Raw genomic sequence first — 23048 nt, forward strand, 5'->3', positions numbered from 1 at the left:
TACAGAAAGGTTCCAAGAAAAACTTCACGGCCTTTCCCCGATAGAATATCGGGAAAAGGCCGTGGCATAATACTCTTTTTATTACTGTCTACTTGACAGGGAGATGACCATAACCAGCTCTCTTTTTATTTCGTAGAAATTATTTTTTGTATTTCTTTCATGGGACGGAGCCAGTTTTGAATCATTATTTGTTCCATTTGTTTTTCGTCCTGCTTCTGCAATGCTTGAATGATAGAGTGATGTTCTTCAATAGATTGACTTGCTGGAACAAAGTTTTGGAAAAACAAATATTCAAGACGTAAAACGTGAAGTTGCATATTTTCTAGAAAGGGTTCAATATATTGATTTTTAGCAATAGAAGAAATTGTATTGTGGAATTGTATATCTAATTTTAAAGCTTGTTTTGCGTTTTTTTTCTCTATAGAGTGCTGAAAATGATCATTTATTTCAGAAAGTAGTTGAATATCAGCGTCTGTAATGTTTTGAAGAGCTTGCTTTCCTATAATAGAGTGAAGACCAGCCATCGTTTCATAAATGATAGATACGTCGTCTAACTTAATAGGAGCAATTTTCGTTTTTTGCCCTGGTACCATTTCCACTAATCCAGAAAGCTCTAATATTTGAAGTGCTTCCCTTACAGGTGTTCTGCTTACTCCTAGTGCCTCAGCCAATTCCCCATCATTAATTTTTTCATTGGGCTTCAGTACACCTTCAATAATCCAAGTTTGTAGTTGATTTAAAACGAGTGATTTTGCTGAAATTCTTCCTGGTTTTTTATAATTTTGAGGGACAGGCATAGTGAATTCAATCCTTTCATTGTATATTTTCCTTTTTTGCATGAACAAGCTTTAATTTTTGTTTCCCTTCATCCGGTTTTTGGCTTAAGATGAGCACCATTACAATGACACAAAAAGCGCCTAATAACTGAAAAGATTGAAATGGCACGTGCAATATAAGTACAGAAGAAATAATAGCTGCGAGTGGTTCTGTGCAACCAAATAATGTTGTTTCTTTCGGAGTCAGGTATCGTATGCTGTCTAAGTATAAATAAAAGGCAATAAGTGTCCCGAAAATGACGACAAATATGATGAGCGGTAGGGTACTTAGTTTTACATATTTCATAGTTGATAATAAAATGAATTCGTTTGTAGAAATAAAGTGTACAATCGTTACACCAATACCCCCAATAATCATGCCCCATCCAACGATAACGGAGGAAGACCATTTTTCTAACAATTCCTTTGAATATAAACTATAAAAAGCGAGAGATAATCCAGATAAAATACCCCAAATAATAGCTGGTGTAGAAACAGCCAAGTTATGAACAGACCCGTTTGTTAGTAAGAGAAAAGTGCCTACTAATGAAAGGGTAATTGAAATGAAATCAATTTTTGATGGACGAACGTTCCATTTGAAAAGTAAGTATACAGTGATGAATATAGGAGCTAAATATTGTAATAATGTTGCCACGGCAGCATTTCCCTCTTTAATTGAAGCGAAATACGTATACTGTACAGCAAGCATACCGAATAGACCAAACAAAATCATTTTAATAGCATCAGATTTTTGTTTCCAAATGCCAAATATCTCTTTTTTTCTCGTTCCGAATGAGGAAATAATGAGCAAAATAATTCCAGATATAAGTAAACGGATCGTAACTAACCATTCGGTTGAAACATTGTCATATTGAAAAAGCTGTTGTGCAGCTGTACCAGACAAGCCCCATAAACAAGCACCGATTATGACCATTATAATTCCTTTTAATCGATTTGAATCCATATGATTTAAAATTCTCCTTTCTAAAAATATAAATTGAATACAATATGCAATATATCACAGAATAACTCGTTAATAAACTGAAATTTCTAATTTTATTTTTTTTATGTATAGTAAAATATTGTAGAGGAGGGGGAGTATATGTTAGCTGGATTTTTAGTTTGTTTATTTGTTGGGTTACTTATCATTTTTTTAGGGTATCAAATACATGTGAAAAAGAGGTTGTTTTTGTTAGCAGGATATCAAGAAGAAACGTTTGTTGGAGATAAAAATAAATTAGCGAAGCTTTCAGGAGCATTTTCTTATATAGTTGGAGTTGCTACTATAATATTACCGCTTGGCTTAGAAAAAATAGGGGATGTAGTTGGTATCGTATATGTTATATTAATTGTTTTAGGTACAATTGTATTTATAATTAAAGCAAACCTATTAAATAAGAGTGCTATAAAGTAAAAAGGCTTCATTCTACTGAAGCCTTTTATTAATTATTATGAAGTATAAGTAAAAGCCGGAATAGGATCAATAAATGTATTCCACTTTTGTCCCATTTCCTTTTCTGTTAATAGACAATCATCTAATGATTGTTCAATCACAGAACGATTCATATCAATACCGATAAATACGAGCTCAGTTATTCGATCTCCATATCGCTCGTCCCAGTTTTTTAATACTTCTGGTTCTTCTGCAATCATTTGATTTCTTTCAGTTTCAGGTAATGCGGCTATCCATTCACCGGCTCCTTGAATTGTAATAGAGGAACCTGCTTGAGATAGAAGCCCTATCATATTATTACGAGATGCCAGCCAGAAGAATCCTTTCGCTCTTACAACATCTAAAGGCCATTTTTCTAGCCAATTCATAAGGCGCTCGGGATGGAAAGGATATTTGCGGCGGTAAACAAAGGAATTGATACCGTATTCTTCCGTTTCCGGTGTATGATAGTCACTATTTAATTCTTGTATCCAGCCGGCCGATTGACTGGCTTCTTCATAATTAAATAGATTTGTGTTTAAAATTTCTTGTAATGGTACTTTGCTAAACGAAGATTCAAGAACTTTTGCATTAGGATTTAATTTTTTTAGTAAATGATGAAGCTCTATCACATCTTCTTTTTCTAGCAAATCTATCTTATTAAGAATGATTACGTTTGCAAACTCAATTTGATCTATTAATAAATCAATAACTTCCCGGGTATCATTCTCATCGATTGCTTGTTTTCGGTCTAATAAACTTTCTCCATCTGCAAAATCATCCCAAAATCTGTTTGCATCTACAACTGTAACCATCGTATCGAGGCGACAATTTTTCGTTAAATCAATGTTAAGAACTTCGTCTGTATAAGTAAACGTTTGAGCAACTGGAATAGGCTCACTTATACCAGAAGATTCAATAATAATATAGTCAATATCACCATTTTCCACAAGACGATTCACTTCTATCATTAAATCTTCTCGTAGTGTACAACAAATACAGCCATTTTGAATTTCTACTAGTTTTTCCTCCGTACGTGAAAAACCACCCTTTTTTATAAGAGATGCATCAATGTTTACTTCGCTCATATCATTAACGATAACAGCTACTTTTAAGTTATTCTTATTAGTCAAAATGTGATGTAGTAAGGTAGTTTTTCCAGATCCTAAAAAACCACTTAATACAGTGATAGGTACTTTTTTCATGAAATAATCTCTCCTTTAAATCGTAATGATTACGTTTTATGTTAAACGATAGGAAAAGAAAAATCAAGAATAAATCATAATGATTACGATTTAAGAATAGAAATAGACTATAAAATTTGTGCTGTAGTATGGAGCATTTGGACAAGCACATGTTTACATATAAATAAAATGGAGGCGAGAAGCTTGGTCTTTAATAGAGTTTCAAAAGAATTAGTAGGCATAGCTCTTATCGCTATGTTTCTCTTTTTATTATTTTTTGTAGATTTTACAAGTCTAGCAAATTTGCACAAAAATATGCCACAGGAATGGTTGAATGTGAATACAGTATTTTTAAGTATCATTTTTGAAGCAATACCCTTTATTTTATTAGGGGTAATTGTTTCTTCATGTATTCAAGTGTTTGTGACGGAAGATATGATTCAAAAAGTACTGCCGAAATCTCCGATTGTTGCAATGATTCCGGCAGTATTTGTGGGAGTTCTTTTTCCAATGTGTGAATGTGTCATTATACCAATTGTAAGAAGGCTCATTCAAAAGAGGTTACCACTTCATGTAGGCATTGTTATTTTACTGAGTGCACCCATTATGAATCCAGTTGTTCTTTTATCTACTGTATATGCGTTTCCAAAAAATGATTACGTTGTATATGCACGCTTTGGGATAACAATTTTAGTTGCTCTATTCATAGGTCTAATTGTGTATTATTGCTATCGCGAAAGAAATGTTTTAAAAGATGTAGAGGTTTCAGTTCAAACAAGCAATAAAAAGAGTTGGAAAGATGTTATGAATCATATTGTAGATGAGTTTTTTGATACTGGTAAGTATTTATTGATTGGTGCTTTTTTAGCAAGTGTATTTCAAACGTTTTTTGATCGGAATGTACTGGATGCAGTAGCACATAACGAAGTAATTGCCCCCTTTATTATGATGGGATTTGGTTATGTTTTATCAATTTGCTCTGCAGCCGATGCTTTTATAGCGGCATCTTTTGGACATGTTTTTTCGGTAAAGGCACTTCTCGCATTTCTTGTGTTTGGGCCTATGCTTGATATGAAAAATACGTTAATGCTATTTGCATATTTTCAAAAGAGATTTGTATTCTTTTTGATGGGAATTGTCATTGTATCTGTGTATACCATCCTGCAAATCATAATGTTATAGGAGGTGAGAAAGAATGGGGAAAGAGGAGCAGAAGGCATATCATTGCTATATTCGTGGCATTATTTTAATTGGTTTAGCAATGCTCTTATTTAAACTACTTGTAACAGGGAATATTTATAATTTTATCGCTCCAAAAATGATCAAATTTACGTATATAGCTTTTGTAGTAATTTTAATTTTTGGTATTGTACAAGTTTGGAGAGATGGAAGAGAAAAACAGCATGATTGTAATTGTTGTAAACATCATACAACATCAAAATCAGGGATAAAAAGTTTCTTTGTATATGTTTTATTTGTCGTTCCGATAGTTAGTGCTTTTCTCTTTGGAAGTGTAACAATTGATGGAAGTTTAGCAGGAAAAAGGGGTATGAATCAAAGTGTACAGGCGAGAAGTCTAGAAAGGAACGAAAAAGAGGGGAAACAGGTTAAGTTTGATGGGCGAGAAGTATCAGTTGATCCAGAAGAAACATCAAATTTAGCAACGATTTATAAAACGGAAGAGCAAGTAGTAAAAAGTATGTTAGGACAGCGTAAACTACAAGTAAAGGATAAGGATTATGTTCAAACAATGAATGTAATTGGTCAAAATGTCAATTGGTTTAAAGGGAAAGAAATTACATTCTTAGGGTTTATATATAAGGATAAAGATGTGACGGGTAATAAAGCAGTAGTGGCTCGATATGGTATAACTTGTTGTATTGCGGATGCATCAGTCTGGGGGATGATTGTTACCGGGAAAAATATTGAAAAAATTCCAGAAGAAACATGGGTGAAAATAACAGGATTATTAGATGAAACGACATATAAAGGAACAGTCTTTCCACTTGTAAAAGTAAACAAAATCGAGAAAATTAATAAGCCAACTGACCCATATGTATATGATGCTTTACCTCAATAGAAAAGAATAAATTCTTCATATTTTCATGAAATAGAATCATAATCATGGCAATAAAAAAATAAAGATAAGAGTAATTTGGTTTGTTAAAAATATGTGCAGAAGGAGTTATGCGATGAACTGGGTTACTCATAAACCATCATTTGAATTTGAAACATTTAGTTCTATTATTCGGTCACAATCTGCGTGGAGTGGACATTTAGATTTTGCATATGACTTAGTACGATTTGAAAAACCGGAAACTTTAGTTGAGTTAGGTACACATCTAGGTGCTTCTTTCTTCAGTTTTTGTCAAGGAGTAAAAGATGGAGGGTTATCGACTAAATGCTTTGCAGTAGATACTTGGGCTGGAGATGGGCATACAGGTCCATATGGAGAAGGGGTTTTTCAAATAGTAGAAAAAGTAGTGAGCGATAACTACCTTAATATAGGAAATTTAATTCGATCTACTTTTGATGATGCTGTAGACCGGTTTCAAGATGAAACGATAAATCTTTTGCATATTGATGGCTATCATACGTATGAAGCTGTTTCTCACGATTATAATACATGGCTACCGAAAGTCGCGAAAAACGGTATTGTATTATTTCATGATATTGAAGTTAGAAGTGGTGATTTCGGCGTGTATAAGTTTTGGGATGAGGTAAAAGCGAAGTGCCCTCATTTTCAATTTGCGCATTCATATGGACTGGGAGTGTTATTTCCGAAGGGTTGTAGTGATAAGTTTGAGGAAATACTTAAAAATAAAGAAGAAATACAAAATATGTATAAATAAAGATAGGGCATACATCATTTTAAGGATGTGTGCCCTATTTTTTGCGTAGAAAATAATGGTGTGAATTAAAAAGTTAAGATAGTTGTAAAAAGTTTTGTTGCAGCAAATATTAAAAAAGTTAGTATGGGATTGTTCCTTGTAAATAAAGTGAAGCTTTAATATGTTCATATCGATTCGGAATTTTACAGTAGTTAATTTCTTACCTAAGTGCTTTGCACTTACTGAATTTTAAGGCGGAGGTCTTATTGGCCGAAAATATCGGGATAAATAAAAATACAACATTTTTTATATTTTTCATTGCGAAAAACGTAATCTACTTTTACAATAGAAAGGGTTGTGAATATATTATACTGGAAAAATAAATCGAAATAATATGAAAATTTTGTTTTGTCTTCGCTAATTGTATATTACATACATGTAAGACGACATACGTCATGTTATCGACTTGTAAGGAGAGAAAAAAATGAAAAGTGTAAGATTACCATCGATGCTAGAAATCATAGTTCTTTTATTACTATTTCTTGCTGTTGTCTTTTCCTTCCAAACGATTTTTGATCTCCCAATTCAATTAGCGCTATTTATTTCATGGTTTTTAGTAATTGCGCTTGGATTAAGATTAGGATTTCGTTATCAAGAATTGCAAGATGCAATTACGAAAGGGATTTCTAACGGATTAGAAGCAATACTGATTTTAGTTGCAGTAGGTGCTTTAATTGGAACGTGGATTGCTGGTGGGGTAGTACCAACATTAATCTATTATGGATTAGAATTTATTCACCCTAGCATATTCCTATTAGCAACATTAATTATTTGTTCTATAACTTCTATCGCAACAGGAACGTCTTGGGGAACAGTGGGAACAGCAGGTATTGCTATGATGGCGATTGGTGAAGGACTTGGTTTACCACTTCCGCTTGTTGCTGGTGCAGTTCTTTCAGGAGCTTATTTCGGCGATAAATTATCACCACTTTCTGATAGCACAGTTCTTGCAGCTTCTATGGCGAAAGTAGATGTTATTGCTCACGTTCGAGCTATGCTCGTATTAGATGTTCCGGCTTATATTATTACTAGTATTATGTTTACTGTAGCTGGTTGGATGTATGGCGGCGATAATGTAGATTTGAATCGAGTAGAATTTTTAAAAGAAGCTTTATTAAAGCAATTTGATATTAAAATATGGATGCTTGTTCCGGCGGTCATTGTTATCGTTCTATTAGCGATGAAGAAACCGTCTATGCCAACAATTGCAATGGGAGCTTTAATTGGTGCAATTTGGGCAACTCTTTTCCAAGGGATGAACTTTGGAGAGGCGATTGGAACAGCTTATAACGGATTCTCAATTCAATCTGGTGTTGAGTTTGTTGACAAGTTATTAAACCGTGGTGGAATTAACGGCATGCTTGGCTCAGTAGCCGTTATTATTTTCGGTTTAGGATTTGGTGGATTACTTGAAAAACTAGGTGTTTTAAAAGTAATCGTATCAAAATTTGAGAAGAAATTAAATTCTGCAGGTAATGTAACATTGTCTACATTAATCGTGGCATTCTTAGCTAATATATTTGGTTGTGCGATGTATGTATCACTAATTTTAACACCAAAAATTATGGAAGATAGCTATGATAAATTAAAAATAGACCGTCGTGTATTAGCGCGTAACTCAGAAGTAGGTGGAACGTTAACTTCAGGTATGGTTCCATGGTCTGATAATGGTATTTTTATGGCTGGTATTTTAGGTGTAGCAACGTTCTCATACGTTCCGTTTATGTGGTTAAGCTTCGTATCGTTAATTTTAGCAGTTATTTACGGATATACAGGCAAATTCATCTGGTATGTAGATGATGCAGATAAAGGAAAGCAAGCATCATAAAATAAAAATCACCTTCTACAATATGTAGAAGGTGATTTTTTTATTTTTTAATAGCATTTGCTGAAGTTATTTCATTCTCATATTTAGCAATTTTTTGTTGTATCTTTTTTAAGTTTTTTTCAGTGTCTTGCATGAGCTGTAAGACATTGGTCTCCTGTTGTTTCATTAATGCTAACCTTTGAAGGATGGTAGATTCTCCTTCCATAGACCAGTCGATAAATTGTTTTATTTTTTGAATTGGCATACTGGTGTTTTTTAAACACAAAATCATTTCTAAATATTTCAGTGCTTCTTCATCAAAAACTCGATCTCCTTTTTCGTTTCTTTGCAGAAAAGGAAACAGTCCTTGTTTATCGTAATAACGTATTTGAGAAATAGTTAAATGTTGCATTTTGGCGACTTGCCCAATTGTATAATACATATCATTCATCCTTTTATTACCAAGGTATAATGCCATCTTTGTTAAGTATTTTACCATTATAGTTTGTTTCACTTAATGCATATTTAATAATAATTTTAGCACTTTCAGTGGTTGTATGGCCACCAGGGGAATTTCCATTAAGATCCGTAGTTGTAAAACCAGGAGTTACCCCAAATACTTCTGGACCGTTAGTGGCAAATTCTTTACTAAAAGCTAATGTTAAAGCATTAATAGCTGTTTTGGAAGAATTATATCCTAGTGTATTAATTGGATGTGTTTCACCATTAGCAAACATTGTTAGTGAGGCCATGTCAGTTGTTACATTTATTATTTTACTGTTGCTTGAATTCTTTAATAATGGTAAAAAGGCTTGCATCATTTGGAAAGTTCCAAAAAAATTAACTTCAAATCCTTGGCGTAAAGTTTCAATATTTAATTCACTAGGTAGTGTATTGAAGTCTAGCGCTATGCCTGCGTTATTAATTAATAAATGTAAGTGGTCAGTCATTTCGTAAATTTTCTTTATTGCTTCTTGAATGGATTGTGAATTTGAAATATCTACTTGAATATAGGAAACGTTTGAAACATTTAAAGATTCTACGGCTTGTTGTCCAAGTTGTTCATTACGAGCACCTAAAAATACGTGATAATCTTTTTCTGCTAATTGACGAACAAGTTCATATCCAATTCCTTTATTTGCACCTGTTATAAAAGCATATTTTTTCATATTGAATTCCTCCAGTAGTGTTATAGTAGGTTACAATGGAAAGGATACAGCCTAAACTTAAGTTTAGGTCAAGAGGAATTTTTTAAAATAAATATAGAATATCTATATATAAGAGTGAGAATTCTTATCATTTAAGAGAAAGTCTGTTATTATAAGAGATGTAGGTATTATATTTTCAAGGGGATGAAAACATGGAGTACAGAATTGAAAGAGATACATTAGGAGAAATAAAAGTTCCAGCTGATAAATTATGGGCAGCACAAACACAACGTAGTAAAGAAAACTTTCCAATTGGAACAGAGCAAATGCCACTTGAAATTGTAAAAGCATTTGCAATTTTAAAGAAGAGTGCAGCGCTTAGCAATCAAAAATTAGGAAAGCTATCAGAAGAAAAAGCAGAAGCAATTGTAGAAGCTGCGGATGAAGTGATTGCAGGGAAATGGAATGAACATTTTCCGCTTGTCGTATGGCAAACAGGTAGTGGTACACAGTCAAACATGAATGTGAATGAAGTAATTGCAAATCGTGGGAATCAAATTTTGAAAGAGAAGGGATCTGACGTACATATTCATCCGAATGATGATGTGAACATGTCACAAAGTTCAAATGATACATTTCCAACGGCGCTTCATGTAGCTTGTGTAATCGCAGTAGAAAATCACGTATTACCAGCAATTACGAAATTAAAAGAAACTTTAGCAGAAAAAGTAACTGCATTTGAACATATTATAAAAATTGGTCGTACACATTTACAAGATGCAACGCCGTTAACTTTAGGGCAAGAAATTAGCGGATGGCACCGTATGCTTGAAAAAACAGAGCGTATGATTGCAGAGAGCAATACATATATGAAAGAGTTAGCAATTGGTGGAACTGCGGTTGGAACAGGTATCAATGCTCATCCTAAATTTGGTGAGATGGTATCAGAGGAAATTAGTCAATTTACAGGTAAACAATTTGTTTCTGCACCAAATAAGTTCCATGCATTAACGAGCCATGATGAAGTTGTATATACTCACGGTGCATTAAAAGCATTAGCTGCGGATTTAATGAAAATCGCTAACGATGTACGTTGGCTTGCAAGTGGTCCACGTAGTGGTCTTGGAGAAATTATTATTCCAGCAAATGAACCGGGAAGCTCTATTATGCCAGGGAAAGTAAATCCAACGCAAAGTGAAGCATTAACGATGGTTGTAGCGCAAGTGATGGGGAATGATGCAACAATCGGATTTGCTGCGAGCCAAGGTAACTTTGAGTTAAATGTATTTAAACCTGTTATTGCTTATAACTTCTTACAATCAGCTCACTTATTAGCGGATGCAATTGTTTCGTTTAATGACAATTGTGCAGTTGGTATTGAAGCAGATGAAGAAGTAATTAATGAAAATGTGAATCGTTCACTAATGCTTGTAACAGCGCTAAACCCACGTATCGGATATGAAAATGCAGCGAAAATTGCGAAGCATGCTCATAAAGAAGGGTTAACTTTAAAAGAAGCAGCATTGCAATCTGGGCTACTAACAGAAGAGCAATTTGATGAAATTGTAGATCCAAAGAAAATGATTGCTCCAAAAGAGTAATAGAGAAAGCCAAGGTTCTTAGTATAGAATCTTGGCTTTTTTGATGTTCATTTTTATGTTTCATCTACTTGCAATACTACAAGCTTCAAAATATATTATTTGTTAGCAGGCGTATTCATTACTTTCATCTGTGGGCAGTTCTCTTTTAAGAGTGAAATGAATTTTTCTTCTTCTAGTGGTACGAAAGTGGTCACTGAGTCAAATAAATTGTAATGGATTTCTAATTGTTGTCTAGTCCATTTTTTTGAATGAAGTTTTTTACCAGAGTATTTAACGTGACGAATATCTTCAAATGGAATTTCAGTATGAAAAATGAAACCGTGTTTTACAACAAGAGATGATTCCGTTATGTTGTAGTGAGAGAAATAGAATGAAGAAAGATTCACGATATTTAATAGCATCATGAGAGTGAAAAAAATAGAATTTTCATTTTGGAAGAATAACGAAACGAAAAAAATAATTATAAATAATGTAATGAAAATGACGTGGAATGGATTTTTTTTCGCTTTAAATTTCAAGTTAGTCACCTCGGTATACTTGTTCTTTAACTAAATTAAATCATAACATTGTGATAAAACGTGTGAATATGCAGAATTGCATATTCGCGCGTTTTATTATTCATGTAAAATTTCTTGATGGGATAAATTCAAAAGAAGTTTTGTAATAGTGGAGTGGCATAAAGTGACTTACAAGAATAGAAAGATAGCGTTAGTCATAATTAGTTGTATGATCATTATGAGTAGTTGTGCTAATAAATTTGTTGAAGATAGAAATCGAAAGCATACATTTGTACAAGCAAGTAAGGTTTTAGTAGAGACTGTAAATAGAATATATAAAAAGTAAAGGATGTTTTCTTATACGAAAACATCTTTTTTGTAGTTAAAATTGAATACTGAAGTTTTGGAATGAGTGAATACCAGTTCCATATTCACTAATCGCATATGTATTCTGTGCAATTTGTTTAACGGTAAACTAAGGGTCTTAAAGAATATTTATGTTCTATTTCACATCCTATAAAATGAATTTGTATAAACATATTCGCTTTTCGTTGTATTAAACCCTTTTGTTAGATGTTTTTATAAAAGTTTATGAAATGGGCAAACGAAACGTTGAAATGTTTGTTTGTGTTGTGATAAGATGATGAAGTGATAATAAACGATATATTGATTTGTTTGGTTTTAAATAAACATTTTGAAGGAGTGTTTAGTATGAGCGATATTTCAGAGAAGTTTTGGGATGCGTCAATAGAGGAATTAAAGAAAGGGTATGTGTTTGATGAAGAAAAAGAGGAGTACATTTGCTTAGCTTGTGGTGAAACATTTATTAAAGGTGTTATTTATCAAGATAACCAAATTTTGTATGAAGCAGAGAAGTTCGTCCAATTGCATATTCAAAATGAGCATACGTCTATGTTTGATTATTTGTTAAATATGGATAAGAAATTTACTGGTTTAACGGATTTACAAAAGAAAATGGTTCAGTTTTTCCATATGGGACTGAATGATAAAGAAATTGTAAAAGAGATGGATGGCGGAAGTACATCAACAATTCGTAATCATCGATTTACACTGCGAGAGAAAATGAAGCAAGCAAAAGTATTTTTAGCGCTAATGGAATTATCAGAAGAAAAATCAAAAGTACAAACGAAATTTGTGCCAATTCATAGAACAGCAACGATGGTGGATGATCGATACAATATTACGGAAGAAGAAAATGATGAAGTATTAAAAGCTCATTTTACAGAAGGATTAGATGGACCTCTCTCTAAATTTCCGAAGAAACAAAAGCGTAAATTAATTATATTGCGCCATTTAGTGAAGAAGTTTGATAGTAATAAAAAGTATACTGAAAAAGAAGTAAATACAGTGATAGAAAATGTATACCCTGATTTTGTAACTTTAAGAAGATATTTAATCGAATATGGATTTTTAGATCGAACAGCCGATGGAAGTCAATATTGGGTGAAGTTATAATCATACGAAAAGAAAATGAATAGAAGCACAGTATTATAACAACTATACAAAGAGATAGAGATTGAAAATAGATGTTTAATAAAAGGAGAAATGAAATTTGAAACCACCTGCAGATAACAATAAAGAAGGTGCGGAGTCACATAAGTTGGAAAGTGAGAGTAAACCGATTTGGAAATCGATGTCGATGTTTTTAGTACCGTTATTATTAAGTAATGTACTACAATCAGTTGGACAATTATTTGGTATGGTAGTAGTAGGAAGATGGCTTGGAGTTAATGATTTAGCGGCTATATCAGCATTCTTCCCATTATTTTTCTTGCTCGTTTCATTTGTAATTGGTATCGGTTCAGGAAGCTCTATTTTAATTGGTCAGGCGTTTGGTGCTAAAAACGAAGATCGTTTAAAAGCTATCGTTGGTACGACGTTGACGTTTACCTTTATTATTGGAGTTGTATTGGCGATAATAGGCAGTATTTTTGCGATGGATATTATGCGTCTAATGGGAACGCCAGAAAATATTATTGAAATAAGTGTACATTATGCACGGATTTTATTTATATCGATGCCAGTATTATTTTTATATTTCGCATATACAACATTTATGAGAGGTACAGGAGATTCTAAAACGCCATTTTACTTTTTAATTGTAAGTACAGCGCTAAATATGATCTTATTACCGATTCTTATTTTTGGATGGTTAGGAGCTCCGAAATTAGATGTGTATGGAGCGGCCTATGCATCTGTTATATCTACAGTTATTACGTTTATTGTCATGCTTGTGTATTTAAAGAAGAAAAATCACCCATTACAACTAGATGGAACGGTTAGAAAATACCTTCGAATGGATGGGGAGTTATTAAAGCTATTACTAAGGCTCGGTATTCCAGCGAGTATTAATATGATATTAGTTTCATTATCTGAAATTGCCGTAATCGCATTTGTAAATCGTTACGGTTCGGATGCAACAGCTGCTTACGGCGTTGTGAATCAAGTTGCAAGTTATATACAAATGCCAGCAGTTAGCCTTGGTATTACAGTTTCCATTTTTGCGGCACAATCGATTGGTGCGAATCAATTTGATCGATTACAGAAAGTTGTGAAGGCCGGAATTATTATGAACTACGTCATCGGTGGTGTGTTAATATCTCTTATTTACGTATTCTCAAGAGACATTTTATCACTATTTTTAACGAGTCAAACTACAATTGAAATTGCTCATAGCTTAGTTATGATTACATTATGGAGTTATTTAATTTTCGGTCATGCACAAATTATTAGTGCGACAATGCGAGCGAGCGGTACAGTACTTTGGCCAACTGTTATTGGAGTTGTTTCAATTTGGCTTGTAGAAGTACCCGTAGCATATTATCTTTCTTACCATACAAGTCTTGGAATAGAAGGCATTTGGATCGGGTATCCAGCAGCATTTATTGTCAGCTTAATATTACAGTATGCATATTATAAGCTTTCATGGCAAAAGAAACGAATTACACGATTAGTTAGTTAAATAGAAAAATGTCCCTAAGTTATTAGACTTAGGGACATTTTTTCGTAAGTTCAGGTTTATAAATAGCTTTTTAAAGTTATATCAAAATGTTGTCTAATGAGTGTTTTATCACTCATATAAAACTCCCACGCTTTTTCCGGTTCACCGATAATCTCAAAGGATTCCTCTGTAATATATAAAGCGCAATTATCCTCCAGTGCAATTCCTTCTATATTCCCTTGATGATTTTGTAAAAAGGAATGGAAGGCGTTCATTCTGTTTAATTGATTATAATGTGGACAAAATCTTTTATTAACAATACCCCATCCGTTACTCTCTATATAACCAGAACCTTCATAATCTGATCGGATACTAGACGTGAACCAACACATAGCACCAGCGCTATAACCAGCAATAAGTGTTCCTTGCTGCAGAGCCAATAATAATTTTTCATCGAGTCTATGTTCTTTCCATTGCGTAAGCATGTGAATATAGTTCCCGCCACCTAAATAAATTAAATCGGCTGAATGAATCATCTCGTCTATTTCATACTTTGAAGGTGAATCTGTTGTACTACGTAAAATTTGTACTTCACAATGTAATTGTTTTTCAAAAGTGTCTAAAAATAATTTTATATAGCTTTCATCATCATGACTAGCCGTTGGAATAAACAATATTTTTGGGTACTGTTTATTTGTTAATTCTATAAGGCGTTCATTAATAGGCAAGTGATTTGAATCTTGTAAATCACCGCCACCAATGACAGCTAATTTCATAGTAAAGCACCACCTAATTATTTTTGTTATATAAAAATTCGATAGAAGAGAGTTACATTCCTTCCGTAATGTAATCAATAATTAGAAAATGTAGCTTAAGTATATCGGAATAGTAAAGAAACTACTGACTATATATACCAATGCATTAGAAACCATACATTGATATATAATATTTCATACTAATGTTTCAAAATATGGAAAAAATATGTTTAAATAGATATAATGACGCATTGATTCATATTGAATTTATACTTATATTTTAAAAGGGTATCGGAAATAATAGCGATTTTTTAAAACAGTTTTTACTTTTAATAGGAAGTTGTATTACAATATGTTAAAATTATTTCAATATATTTATTTAATATGAAATACAAAGAAGGAGAGTGAAAAAAGTGGATTTTCGATTTGAATTTACAACGAAGCTGAAAGAATACTTAGACGATGAGAAGGATGAAAAAATAATAAAAGATGGACACAGAGATGTAATTTTTCACTATTTATATGCGTTAGAGACTGAAATTGGCGTTGTTAAAAATCCTAATTTTACTTTTTTTGCATCAGGAAGACGTTCACATATAGTGTTAGAAAACGTTGAATTTAAAACAGAAGTAAATGTAAAAAGTAATATAATTGAAATTACAAAAATAGTGGATAATGTAGCTATTCCGTTAGATACTATCGTAGCGAAAGATCGGGAATTATTTGCACTTGGACGTAATGAGAAGTTTAGTGTACAAATATTAGAGCAGTATCTTTTTGATACATTTGGAGAAAAATTAGGTTTAAAATGAATGGAATAGCCTATGTATTTATGGGTAGTTAATTTTCATATATATCATTTACGTTTGACCTTTCATTTAATTTATACTACAATTCGTAGTGTGAAAGGAGTTGTACAATGTTTACTCAAAACTATAAGTTAAATGAGCACGGGTTAAATCATTTCTTTGGACCGCTTGAAGCGAAAATTATGGAGATTGTTTGGTCTAGCGATGGTATTACTATTAAAGAAGTGCAGCAGAAATTAAGTGAAGAATCACCTGTGAATTTTAACACTGTTATGACAGTTATGAACAGGTTAGTAGAGAAATTACACTTAGAAAAACAGACTGTGAAAAGAAGTGGTATATATCGTGCTGTACAAACAAAAGAAGAATTCTTATCCAATCAAACGAAGAAAATGACACAGGAATTGATGGGGGAATTTGGAGATTTAGTTGTAAATCATATGTTAGATGAGTTAGAGCAGGCTGATCCGACTTTAATAAAAAAGTTAGAAGACAAATTGAGTCAGTTAAAAAGAGAGGATTAATGAAATGAAATGGCAAATGCGTAAAATCGTATTGTTAGCAGTAATTGTTAGTATCCTCTTTTTCAGTATGTTAGTGTATTACGTTACATATCCATTTCTGTTTCAAAATAAGATGTTCCTTCTTTCAAATTTTTGCTTGTTCCAGTTAGAAAAACATATGAAAGAATTATCGCTGATTCGTATTATAATCGCTGGATTATTACTACTTACTGTATTAATCGTGTGCAAAAGAATTTGGCGACAATTTTTCTATAGTAAAAAATTACAAAAAGTACTTATCCCTTTCGTCCGAAAAAGAAAACAAATATATATATTGCCGACTACGGAAGTTGCGGCATTTACAATTGGGCTATTTCGTCCGAAAGTTGTCATGTCGGAAGGGTTGCTTCAAACATTTTCAGATGAAGAAATTGATGCGATTATTTTCCATGAAGAATATCATCAAAAGAATTGGGATCCGCTAAAATTATTTTGTTTTACGCTATTAGCAGAAGGAATGATGTACATACCGATATTAAAAGGGTTGTTACAGCGATATCATACGTATCAGGAGCTAGCTGCTGATAAATATGCGATGCAAAAAATGGAATCTTCATTTGAGTTAGGTAGCGCGTTATTAAAATTAATTAAAATAAAGACAATGGAAAATCGATGTGTTACAGCTTCATTTGCAAAAACAGCAATAAATTTACGAATCGAGCAAGTGTTAAATGAAAAGGTTGTTAAGCTTACTATTCCGTTACATACGAATTCGGTATATGTAACAGTAGGTTTATTCTGTATGTCGGTTGTACTTATTGTCGGAGAGTGCATATAGCCTCTTTTTTTAAGAATAAACACTACTCGTTGTAGTGTTTGAGGGGGAATAAAATGAATGCAGCAGATTTAACAATTTGGCTTGTGGCTGGGGCGGGAGTATTGTCATTTATATCACCGTGCTCTTTACCGCTATATCCATCTTATTTATCTTATATTACAGGTGTGTCTATCCAAGATTTAAAAGAAAATCGTGGGATTATGCAAAAATCAGCGATTATACATACAGTATTTTTTATGATCGGATTTTCGGTTATATTTTACGCGTTAGGTTTATCGGTAAGCTGGATTGGAATAACATTTTCATCTAACCAAAAATTGATTCAACAAATTGGTGGGATTTTTATTGTTTTAATGGGGCTATTTATGACGGGCTTGTTTCAGCCTAAGTGGCTTATGGCAGAGAAAAAGGTGCAGTATAGAAGTAAATCGACTGGATATATTCGCTCGATTTTAGTCGGTATGACATATGCAGCGGGTTGGACGCCATGTGTTGGACCGATATTTTCAGCTGTACTCATGCTTGGCGCGACGAATCCTGAAGGGGCGCTTCTTTATATTACAGCGTATACTCTTGGGTTTGCGGTTCCATTTTTCGTGATGGCATTCTTTATTGGGAAGGTAAAATGGATTGTTACATATGCCAATGTCATGATGAAAATTGGCGGTGGAATGATGATTGTAACAGGTATTTTATTGTATACAAATCAAATGACGAAAATTACAGCATTCTTTATTCGTCTATTCGGTGGATTTACAGGTTTTTAAAAATGAGGAGGAAGAAAAGTGAAGAAAATAATTGCTATTATATTAGTAGGGGCACTCGTTTGGGCGGGGGTTAACTTTTATAATTCAAAGAAAGAAGAGAAGGAAAGAAAAGCGAAACAAGCAGAGTTACAGGAGAAAGAAGTATTACCACAAGTCGGTTTTAAAGCACCTAGCATCACATTAAAAGGATTAGACGGAAAGTTACAGTCGTTAAATGATGCCAAGGGAAAACCGTATATTATTAATTTTTGGGCATCATGGTGTGGGCCGTGTGAAATGGAGGCACCTGACTTAGTTCATATGTATGATAAATATAAAAAGGATGTTGAAATTTTTGCGGTGAATGCAACTGTTAGTGACCCAGTACAAGAAGCAAGCGCATTTGCTAATCGTTATGGTTTTGAGTTTCCTGTTCTACTAGATATGGACGGAGTAGCTGGACTAGATTATAAAGTATTCTCTTTACCGACGACATTTTTTGTTAATAAAGATGGAATTATAGTAGATCATGTACGAGGTGTATTACCACCAGATCAATTAGAAAAGAAATTTAAGAAATTGATTGAGAATTAAAAGGAGATTTGGTGACGATGGAGTGGATTGTGAGGTTACAACCCATATCTCTTATAATTGGAAGTCTATTTGGTTTTATGTTGATGAAACGAAAGATGAAGTATCAAAATGTATCATATGAAAAAATGATGGATGCCGTAACAAATGCTTTTCTTATCATCGTATTTGTATGGAAGTTTGCACCAGCAATTTTAAATCCTGTATGGGCTTTTGGGGCGCCGGTGCAAGCAATATTAGCTATTGGAAGTATGCAACATATTGTAGTAGGATGCGTAATTGCGAGTGTATACATTTTTTGGAAAAGTAAAAAGGAACAATTTTTGCTTCGTATTTTACTTGATGTACTCCCTTTTGGATTGTGCGTGTGCATTATCTTTTATTTTCTATTCCATCATGAAGTAGGTGTACAAACGACACTACCATGGGGAATGAATATATATGAATCTAAATTTTTATATCATCCTATTTTCGTATATGAGATCATCCTTGCTCTTTGTATAATGGGCTTGTTATGGATGAAAAATGAAAGGCTCGGAAATGGAAAGAATATAAGTGTTTTTCTAATTATTGAGGGGTTTGCTCATATTATTATTTCGCTTGTTAGTGAACAAAATTCGGTTCTGTTTGGTCTATCAGCAGAGCAAATAATGAGCTTTTGTATTATTAGTTTAGGGATTTTGTTGGTGCCGAAAAAATAAAAGATAGCCATGTACAGAGAGTATCTGTATGGCTATCTTTTATAAGCATATTTCTTCATCATATGCTAAATCATTATATTGTAGAAATCTAAAAACCCCTTTATTAGGGGTTTTTAGGTTTCTATAGGTCTGCATGTGTTTCTTGTTTATCTGTATCCCATTTTGGAAGTTGTTTTGCTTGTTGACTTTCAGTAAAATTATTAAATCCAAAAGCAAGTATGCATGTAAAGGTTAAAATAGCTAAACTAATCTTTTTCATTATCTTAGTGCCTCCTTAGTTAATAATTTTTGTTTTGCTTCGTAAGTTTTGAAAAAATATTTTTGAGATTTCTCTATTTTATTCACTTTATGAAATTCTACTGCTAATAATTCGTAATATTCTTGTACATAATCGTATAATTCTTTACTGTTAAAATATGTAGTGCCTGCAATGATTGCGTTTTCTAAGTCGTCTAGAATACCAGTGTGTTGTGTTTTTAAGATAGTGAAATGGTGTTTATATTCTTGATTATTTAATTCATTACAAATTTCTAAGCCTTTTTGAACCCAATCGTTTGCAAGTTCTTTTTCATTTAAACTAAAATGTTCTTTGGCTTGTAGAAAATTGGCTTTTAGGTGTTTAGGTAATTTGTTTGTAACTATTGTAAGATGTCTAATAGCAAGGGTTGATAGATTTTGAGAAGAGTAGAGCCAACCTAAGTTATTTCGAACTTTTAAGATTAGTGTATCGTCTTTCAGCTTTTGTAAAATATTGATTGCTGAATTATAGTTCTCTTCGGCTTGTTCGAATTGTTTTAAATAAACAGAACATGAGCCTAAAATGTTTTCGCATAGAGCTATTTTAATTTCATAACGTGGATATTTTGAGAAAATCTCTTTAGCTTGATTTGCATAATTGATTGCTGTAAGTGGTTTGTTTGTATGGTGATTAAATATAGCAAATTTATATTTATATTCAGCTTCTTCTAGTTCGCCTGGTACATGTTTTAAAAGGGATTCAGCTTTTTCGTATTCTTTTTTTGCTTCATCATAATTTCCAATAATGGTAGCATGTTCAGCTTTAAAAAAGTGATAATAATAAGTAATAAAGTCTTCAGTTATTGGATTGTCTAAACGAACAATTTGACTAAAAGTATCATACTTAATGTTTGTCCAATCGGTTAGGACCTTATATTTAAAGTTTAGTAGGGAGTAGTAAAGCGATAGAGTTTGATCAGCTTCAATTTTATTAATCTGTTTCTCTATTTTTTCTTTTAATTGTTTCGCTTCAATTAATTGCTCCGCTACCATTACTTGATATAAAATATTTAATTCGTTGACAATCTGTTCATGCCCTTTTAATAACACACTCATTATATATTCCCCCATTCGATAAAAGTATCCTAATTTAATTATTTCTATAATAGCAAAATAGAAGAAGTATAAGAGTGATTTTACCATATTTTTCAATAAAATTCTGAAAAATTAATTAATTTTTACGTATTTCTTATTTTTATGTGAATATTACAAATGCCTCTGGTAGTGGTGGGATGAATCTGACTCATGATACGTTAGCATCAATGGGAGGGATAGTTTTACTTGTAAATATGTTTTTAGGAGGATTGTTCGGATTGGGTCCAACTGTTAAGTTTTTAACAAAAATTTCACTTTCTTATTTAATAAAAACAGGATAATCCTCATTTTATAAGAATCATCCTGTTTTTATTGATATATTAAAAAATCGGCGGAGTAACAGAAAATAAGACTATCGCGTTTTTTTCAAAATGATTCACCCATTTATGCTTTAAATAAGCAGGTATTTTTACACTGTCGCCAGTTTCTAATACGTATTCTTCCTCATTTAAATATAATGTGATTTTCCCATCTAAGACAAATGCTAATTCTTCTCCTTTATGTTCTAGCACATTTTCTGATGAAGCTGTATTAGGCGGGACGGTCATAATTGCTGTTGCTAAATTTCCAGTGAAATCAGGTGAAAGCATTTCATATGATAAATTATCAATAATCATTTTCTTTCGTTTATGGGAACGTACAATTAAATCGTCTGTATTTGTATCTTCAAGTAAAAAGCTAAATGTTGGCACATCAAGAGCTTTAGCAAGCACTTTTAATGTTTGGATAGAAGGGTTAGCGGACCCGCGCTCAATTTGACTTAACATTGATGGTGTAATATCGGCCATCTTTGCTAGTTCTTTACTAGTTAAACCTTTTTCTTTTCTTTGTTTTTCAATTTTTTTACCAATATCTATATTTTCCATAATGAAAATCTCCTTAATGATTATTAAATTATATTTAAATGAATTAAATTAAAATTAACTTAATGGGATTATTTGTGTTAAACTATATTAAAATTAATTTAATTATAATTTATTGTATGGTGAGCTACAAGGATATAAGGAGGAAACAAAATGAAAGAAATAGGGGCATTACAAGCAGAATATCCATTAGTGAATAAGCTTATTGCAACAGAAGAAGTATTTTGGATAAACCCAAACATAGAAAAGTATGAAACGGCAATAAAAGATTCACCACTTAATGAAGAGAATGTAAAAGATGCGGAAGAGAGATTAAAGCGTTTTGCACCATATATTGCGAAAGTTTTTCCTGAAACGAAAGGGGCGAACGGCATAATCGAATCACCTTTAGTGAAAATACCTTCTATGAAAGAAGCTTTAGAGAGAAAATATGAGCAACCTATTTTAGGAGAATTATTATTAAAATGTGATAGTCATCTTCCAATATCAGGATCAATTAAAGCTAGGGGTGGCATTTATGAAGTGTTGAAACATGCTGAGCAACTAGCATTGCAGCACGGAATGGTAACAGAAGAAGATAATTATTCCGTTTTAGATAGTGATACATGTAGAGAGTTTTTCTCGAAATATTCAATTGCAGTAGGTTCTACAGGGAATTTAGGACTTAGCATAGGGATTATGAGTGCGAATCTAGGTTTTAATGTAACTGTTCATATGTCAGCAGACGCAAAAAAATGGAAGAAAGATTTATTAAGAAGTAAAGGTGTAAACGTTATTGAATATGAAGATGATTATAGCAAAGCAGTAGAAGAAGGAAGAAGACAAGCGGATGCGGATCCTAGCTGTTATTTTGTAGACGATGAAAACTCACATGATTTATTTTTAGGATACGCAGTAGCCGCATCACGATTACAAAAGCAATTAGAAGAGTTAGAGGTTGTAGTAGATGAAGATCATCCTTTATTTGTTTACCTTCCGTGCGGAGTAGGAGGAGGACCTGGCGGAGTAGCATTCGGTTTAAAGTTATTGTATAAAGATAATGTTCATTGTTTCTTTGCAGAGCCAACACATTCTCCTTGTATGTTACTCGGCTTAATGACAGACCTTCATGACAAAATTTCCGTTCAAGATATCGGAATTGATAATGTAACAGATGCGGATGGACTTGCGGTAGGAAGGCCATCTGGATTTGTCGGTAAAACGATGGAACCATTTTTGAGTGGGAATTACACAGTAAGTGATGAAGAGTTATATAGATTGTTAAAAGAACTAGCTGATACTGAGAATATTGATTTAGAGCCTTCTGCACTAGCAGGTATGATAGGGCCAGTGAAAGTATGTAAAGAAGATGAGTATTTACAAAAGCAACAGTTAACAGAGAAGGTGAAAAAAGGTACTCATATTGTGTGGGGAACGGGTGGAAGTATGGTTCCAAAAGATATAATGGATGAATATTATAGGAAAGGTTTGGAATTAACGATATAAGAAAAATGAGGCTAGTTGTAGCCTCATT

At 32.8% G+C, this 23048-nt stretch carries 27 protein-coding genes; 17 read left to right on the forward strand and 10 right to left on the reverse strand.

Translation table 11 applies throughout. From position 1 onward, the window contains the following. On the forward strand, positions 1-70 hold a 70-nt coding region (locus MR136_RS28730), incomplete at its 5' end, for an IS3 family transposase (protein WP_325782447.1). 55 nt (positions 71-125) lie between these two features. Here the strand turns inward: MR136_RS28730 and MR136_RS27470 are convergent. Together MR136_RS27470 and MR136_RS27475 are read right to left on the reverse strand one after the other, a co-directional pair. Beyond that, the gene (locus MR136_RS27470; protein ID WP_001145063.1) at positions 126-797 is read right to left on the reverse strand and encodes a GntR family transcriptional regulator; all 672 of its coding nucleotides are present in this window, start codon (positions 795-797) and stop codon (positions 126-128) included. A gap of 16 nt (positions 798-813) precedes the next feature. Next, complete coding sequence (locus tag MR136_RS27475) at positions 814-1779, reverse strand: DMT family transporter (protein WP_000378077.1); 966 nt, start codon at positions 1777-1779, stop codon at positions 814-816. Positions 1780-1917: 138 nt separating this feature from the next. Between MR136_RS27475 and MR136_RS27480 the strand changes: the two genes are divergently transcribed. Continuing rightward, the gene (locus MR136_RS27480; RefSeq protein WP_017673981.1) at positions 1918-2229 is read left to right on the forward strand and encodes a DUF3784 domain-containing protein; all 312 of its coding nucleotides are present in this window, start codon (positions 1918-1920) and stop codon (positions 2227-2229) included. Between the two features lie 35 nt (positions 2230-2264). On the opposite strand, the gene MR136_RS27485 is transcribed toward MR136_RS27480, so the two are convergent. After that, positions 2265-3452: a GTP-binding protein gene (locus tag MR136_RS27485; RefSeq protein ID WP_000757677.1), complete on the reverse strand. Its 1188-nt coding sequence runs from the start codon at positions 3450-3452 to the stop codon at positions 2265-2267. A gap of 168 nt (positions 3453-3620) precedes the next feature. Here MR136_RS27485 and MR136_RS27490 point away from each other — a divergent pair, with 168 nt between their 5' ends. The 4 genes from MR136_RS27490 to nhaC all read left to right on the forward strand — a co-directional run bounded on the left by MR136_RS27490 (position 3621) and on the right by nhaC (position 8150). Continuing rightward, positions 3621-4613, forward strand: a complete 993-nt coding sequence (locus MR136_RS27490; RefSeq protein ID WP_170879400.1) for a permease — start codon at positions 3621-3623, stop codon at positions 4611-4613. Positions 4614-4626: 13 nt separating this feature from the next. Beyond that, a complete protein-coding gene (locus MR136_RS27495; protein WP_017673980.1) occupies positions 4627-5511 on the forward strand; it encodes a TIGR03943 family putative permease subunit in 885 nt (294 codons plus the stop codon). A gap of 112 nt (positions 5512-5623) precedes the next feature. Beyond that, positions 5624-6283 carry a class I SAM-dependent methyltransferase gene (locus MR136_RS27500; RefSeq protein ID WP_017673979.1) on the forward strand — a complete coding sequence of 220 codons (660 nt, stop codon included), beginning with the start codon at positions 5624-5626 and terminating at the stop codon, positions 6281-6283. Positions 6284-6746: 463 nt separating this feature from the next. Next, complete coding sequence (nhaC, locus tag MR136_RS27505) at positions 6747-8150, forward strand: Na+/H+ antiporter NhaC (protein WP_000843992.1); 1404 nt, start codon at positions 6747-6749, stop codon at positions 8148-8150. A 40-nt stretch (positions 8151-8190) separates the two neighbouring features. Here nhaC and MR136_RS27510 read toward each other — a convergent pair whose 3' ends face one another. Together MR136_RS27510 and MR136_RS27515 are read right to left on the reverse strand one after the other, a co-directional pair. Beyond that, positions 8191-8571, reverse strand: coding sequence for a MerR family transcriptional regulator (locus tag MR136_RS27510; protein ID WP_000291863.1), 381 nt, complete (start codon positions 8569-8571; stop codon positions 8191-8193). Between the two features lie 16 nt (positions 8572-8587). After that, a complete protein-coding gene (locus MR136_RS27515) occupies positions 8588-9298 on the reverse strand; it encodes an SDR family NAD(P)-dependent oxidoreductase (protein ID WP_000759544.1) in 711 nt (236 codons plus the stop codon). Positions 9299-9489: 191 nt separating this feature from the next. On the opposite strand from MR136_RS27515, the gene fumC reads away from it, so the two are divergent. Further along, entirely contained in the window at positions 9490-10878 is a 1389-nt protein-coding gene (gene fumC, locus MR136_RS27520) for a class II fumarate hydratase (RefSeq protein WP_017673977.1), read from the forward strand. A gap of 95 nt (positions 10879-10973) precedes the next feature. On the opposite strand, the gene MR136_RS27525 is transcribed toward fumC, so the two are convergent. Beyond that, positions 10974-11396, reverse strand: coding sequence for a PH domain-containing protein (locus MR136_RS27525; RefSeq protein WP_000669069.1), 423 nt, complete (start codon positions 11394-11396; stop codon positions 10974-10976). A 690-nt stretch (positions 11397-12086) separates the two neighbouring features. Here MR136_RS27525 and MR136_RS27530 point away from each other — a divergent pair. Together MR136_RS27530 and MR136_RS27535 are read left to right on the forward strand one after the other, a co-directional pair. Beyond that, positions 12087-12851, forward strand: a complete 765-nt coding sequence (locus tag MR136_RS27530; RefSeq protein WP_001280271.1) for a DUF2087 domain-containing protein — start codon at positions 12087-12089, stop codon at positions 12849-12851. 97 nt (positions 12852-12948) lie between these two features. Next, positions 12949-14358: an MATE family efflux transporter gene (locus MR136_RS27535; protein ID WP_017673976.1), complete on the forward strand. Its 1410-nt coding sequence runs from the start codon at positions 12949-12951 to the stop codon at positions 14356-14358. Positions 14359-14414: 56 nt separating this feature from the next. Here MR136_RS27535 and MR136_RS27540 read toward each other — a convergent pair whose 3' ends face one another. Beyond that, a complete protein-coding gene (locus MR136_RS27540) occupies positions 14415-15113 on the reverse strand; it encodes a peptidase E (protein WP_000762114.1) in 699 nt (232 codons plus the stop codon). Between the two features lie 392 nt (positions 15114-15505). Between MR136_RS27540 and MR136_RS27545 the strand changes: the two genes are divergently transcribed. From MR136_RS27545 to MR136_RS27570, 6 genes are all read left to right on the forward strand, one after another. Then, entirely contained in the window at positions 15506-15904 is a 399-nt protein-coding gene (locus tag MR136_RS27545; RefSeq protein ID WP_000347525.1) for a DUF3942 family protein, read from the forward strand. Positions 15905-16011: 107 nt separating this feature from the next. Further along, a complete protein-coding gene (locus tag MR136_RS27550; RefSeq protein ID WP_000495053.1) occupies positions 16012-16425 on the forward strand; it encodes a BlaI/MecI/CopY family transcriptional regulator in 414 nt (137 codons plus the stop codon). Positions 16426-16429: 4 nt separating this feature from the next. Then, positions 16430-17242: a M56 family metallopeptidase gene (locus MR136_RS27555; protein ID WP_000871939.1), complete on the forward strand. Its 813-nt coding sequence runs from the start codon at positions 16430-16432 to the stop codon at positions 17240-17242. Between the two features lie 53 nt (positions 17243-17295). After that, complete coding sequence (ccdA, locus tag MR136_RS27560; RefSeq protein WP_000990443.1) at positions 17296-18009, forward strand: cytochrome c-type biogenesis protein CcdA; 714 nt, start codon at positions 17296-17298, stop codon at positions 18007-18009. 18 nt (positions 18010-18027) lie between these two features. Then, a complete protein-coding gene (locus tag MR136_RS27565) occupies positions 18028-18582 on the forward strand; it encodes a TlpA family protein disulfide reductase (RefSeq protein WP_000719879.1) in 555 nt (184 codons plus the stop codon). A 17-nt stretch (positions 18583-18599) separates the two neighbouring features. After that, positions 18600-19280, forward strand: a complete 681-nt coding sequence (locus MR136_RS27570) for a prolipoprotein diacylglyceryl transferase family protein (protein WP_000454847.1) — start codon at positions 18600-18602, stop codon at positions 19278-19280. A gap of 121 nt (positions 19281-19401) precedes the next feature. Here MR136_RS27570 and MR136_RS27575 read toward each other — a convergent pair whose 3' ends face one another. Beyond that, entirely contained in the window at positions 19402-19539 is a 138-nt protein-coding gene (locus MR136_RS27575) for a hypothetical protein (RefSeq protein ID WP_000724012.1), read from the reverse strand. Further along, the gene (locus MR136_RS27580; protein ID WP_000114849.1) at positions 19539-20633 is read right to left on the reverse strand and encodes a response regulator aspartate phosphatase; all 1095 of its coding nucleotides are present in this window, start codon (positions 20631-20633) and stop codon (positions 19539-19541) included. The genes MR136_RS27575 and MR136_RS27580 overlap by 1 nt, the downstream gene beginning before the upstream one ends. Positions 20634-20776: 143 nt before the next feature. Here MR136_RS27580 and MR136_RS27585 point away from each other — a divergent pair, with 143 nt between their 5' ends. Continuing rightward, a complete protein-coding gene (locus tag MR136_RS27585; RefSeq protein ID WP_031312325.1) occupies positions 20777-20953 on the forward strand; it encodes a hypothetical protein in 177 nt (58 codons plus the stop codon). Positions 20954-20992: 39 nt separating this feature from the next. Here the strand turns inward: MR136_RS27585 and MR136_RS27590 are convergent, their stop codons facing one another. After that, the gene (locus MR136_RS27590) at positions 20993-21538 is read right to left on the reverse strand and encodes a helix-turn-helix domain-containing protein (RefSeq protein ID WP_000427637.1); all 546 of its coding nucleotides are present in this window, start codon (positions 21536-21538) and stop codon (positions 20993-20995) included. Between the two features lie 150 nt (positions 21539-21688). Here MR136_RS27590 and MR136_RS27595 point away from each other — a divergent pair, with 150 nt between their 5' ends. Continuing rightward, positions 21689-23020: a D-serine ammonia-lyase gene (locus MR136_RS27595; protein WP_061457014.1), complete on the forward strand. Its 1332-nt coding sequence runs from the start codon at positions 21689-21691 to the stop codon at positions 23018-23020. The last annotated feature ends 28 nt before the right edge of the window (positions 23021-23048 follow it).

The organism is Bacillus cereus group sp. BfR-BA-01311 (assembly GCF_022664295.1).
GTDB lineage: Bacteria > Bacillota > Bacilli > Bacillales > Bacillaceae_G > Bacillus_A > Bacillus_A cereus.

What these genes read in the sequence shown, in the direction of transcription:
- MR136_RS27575 (WP_000724012.1), bottom strand. Translation starts at nt 19,539, where the DNA reads ATGAAAAAGATTAGTTTAGCTATTTTAACCTTTACATGCATACTTGCT.
- MR136_RS27540 (WP_000762114.1), bottom strand. Translation starts at nt 15,113, where the DNA reads ATGAAATTAGCTGTCATTGGTGGCGGTGATTTACAAGATTCAAATCAC.
- MR136_RS27470 (WP_001145063.1), bottom strand. Translation starts at nt 797, where the DNA reads ATGCCTGTCCCTCAAAATTATAAAAAACCAGGAAGAATTTCAGCAAAA.
- MR136_RS27550 (WP_000495053.1), top strand. Translation starts at nt 16,012, where the DNA reads ATGTTTACTCAAAACTATAAGTTAAATGAGCACGGGTTAAATCATTTC.
- MR136_RS27515 (WP_000759544.1), bottom strand. Translation starts at nt 9,298, where the DNA reads ATGAAAAAATATGCTTTTATAACAGGTGCAAATAAAGGAATTGGATAT.
- MR136_RS27480 (WP_017673981.1), top strand. Translation starts at nt 1,918, where the DNA reads ATGTTAGCTGGATTTTTAGTTTGTTTATTTGTTGGGTTACTTATCATT.
- MR136_RS27510 (WP_000291863.1), bottom strand. Translation starts at nt 8,571, where the DNA reads ATGTATTATACAATTGGGCAAGTCGCCAAAATGCAACATTTAACTATT.
- MR136_RS27495 (WP_017673980.1), top strand. Translation starts at nt 4,627, where the DNA reads ATGGGGAAAGAGGAGCAGAAGGCATATCATTGCTATATTCGTGGCATT.
- MR136_RS27485 (WP_000757677.1), bottom strand. Translation starts at nt 3,452, where the DNA reads ATGAAAAAAGTACCTATCACTGTATTAAGTGGTTTTTTAGGATCTGGA.
- MR136_RS27490 (WP_170879400.1), top strand. Translation starts at nt 3,621, where the DNA reads ATGGAGGCGAGAAGCTTGGTCTTTAATAGAGTTTCAAAAGAATTAGTA.
- nhaC (WP_000843992.1), top strand. Translation starts at nt 6,747, where the DNA reads ATGAAAAGTGTAAGATTACCATCGATGCTAGAAATCATAGTTCTTTTA.
- MR136_RS27555 (WP_000871939.1), top strand. Translation starts at nt 16,430, where the DNA reads ATGAAATGGCAAATGCGTAAAATCGTATTGTTAGCAGTAATTGTTAGT.
- MR136_RS27590 (WP_000427637.1), bottom strand. Translation starts at nt 21,538, where the DNA reads ATGGAAAATATAGATATTGGTAAAAAAATTGAAAAACAAAGAAAAGAA.
- MR136_RS27475 (WP_000378077.1), bottom strand. Translation starts at nt 1,779, where the DNA reads ATGGATTCAAATCGATTAAAAGGAATTATAATGGTCATAATCGGTGCT.
- MR136_RS27595 (WP_061457014.1), top strand. Translation starts at nt 21,689, where the DNA reads ATGAAAGAAATAGGGGCATTACAAGCAGAATATCCATTAGTGAATAAG.
- MR136_RS27570 (WP_000454847.1), top strand. Translation starts at nt 18,600, where the DNA reads ATGGAGTGGATTGTGAGGTTACAACCCATATCTCTTATAATTGGAAGT.
- MR136_RS27530 (WP_001280271.1), top strand. Translation starts at nt 12,087, where the DNA reads ATGAGCGATATTTCAGAGAAGTTTTGGGATGCGTCAATAGAGGAATTA.
- MR136_RS27580 (WP_000114849.1), bottom strand. Translation starts at nt 20,633, where the DNA reads ATGAGTGTGTTATTAAAAGGGCATGAACAGATTGTCAACGAATTAAAT.
- fumC (WP_017673977.1), top strand. Translation starts at nt 9,490, where the DNA reads ATGGAGTACAGAATTGAAAGAGATACATTAGGAGAAATAAAAGTTCCA.
- MR136_RS27500 (WP_017673979.1), top strand. Translation starts at nt 5,624, where the DNA reads ATGAACTGGGTTACTCATAAACCATCATTTGAATTTGAAACATTTAGT.
- ccdA (WP_000990443.1), top strand. Translation starts at nt 17,296, where the DNA reads ATGAATGCAGCAGATTTAACAATTTGGCTTGTGGCTGGGGCGGGAGTA.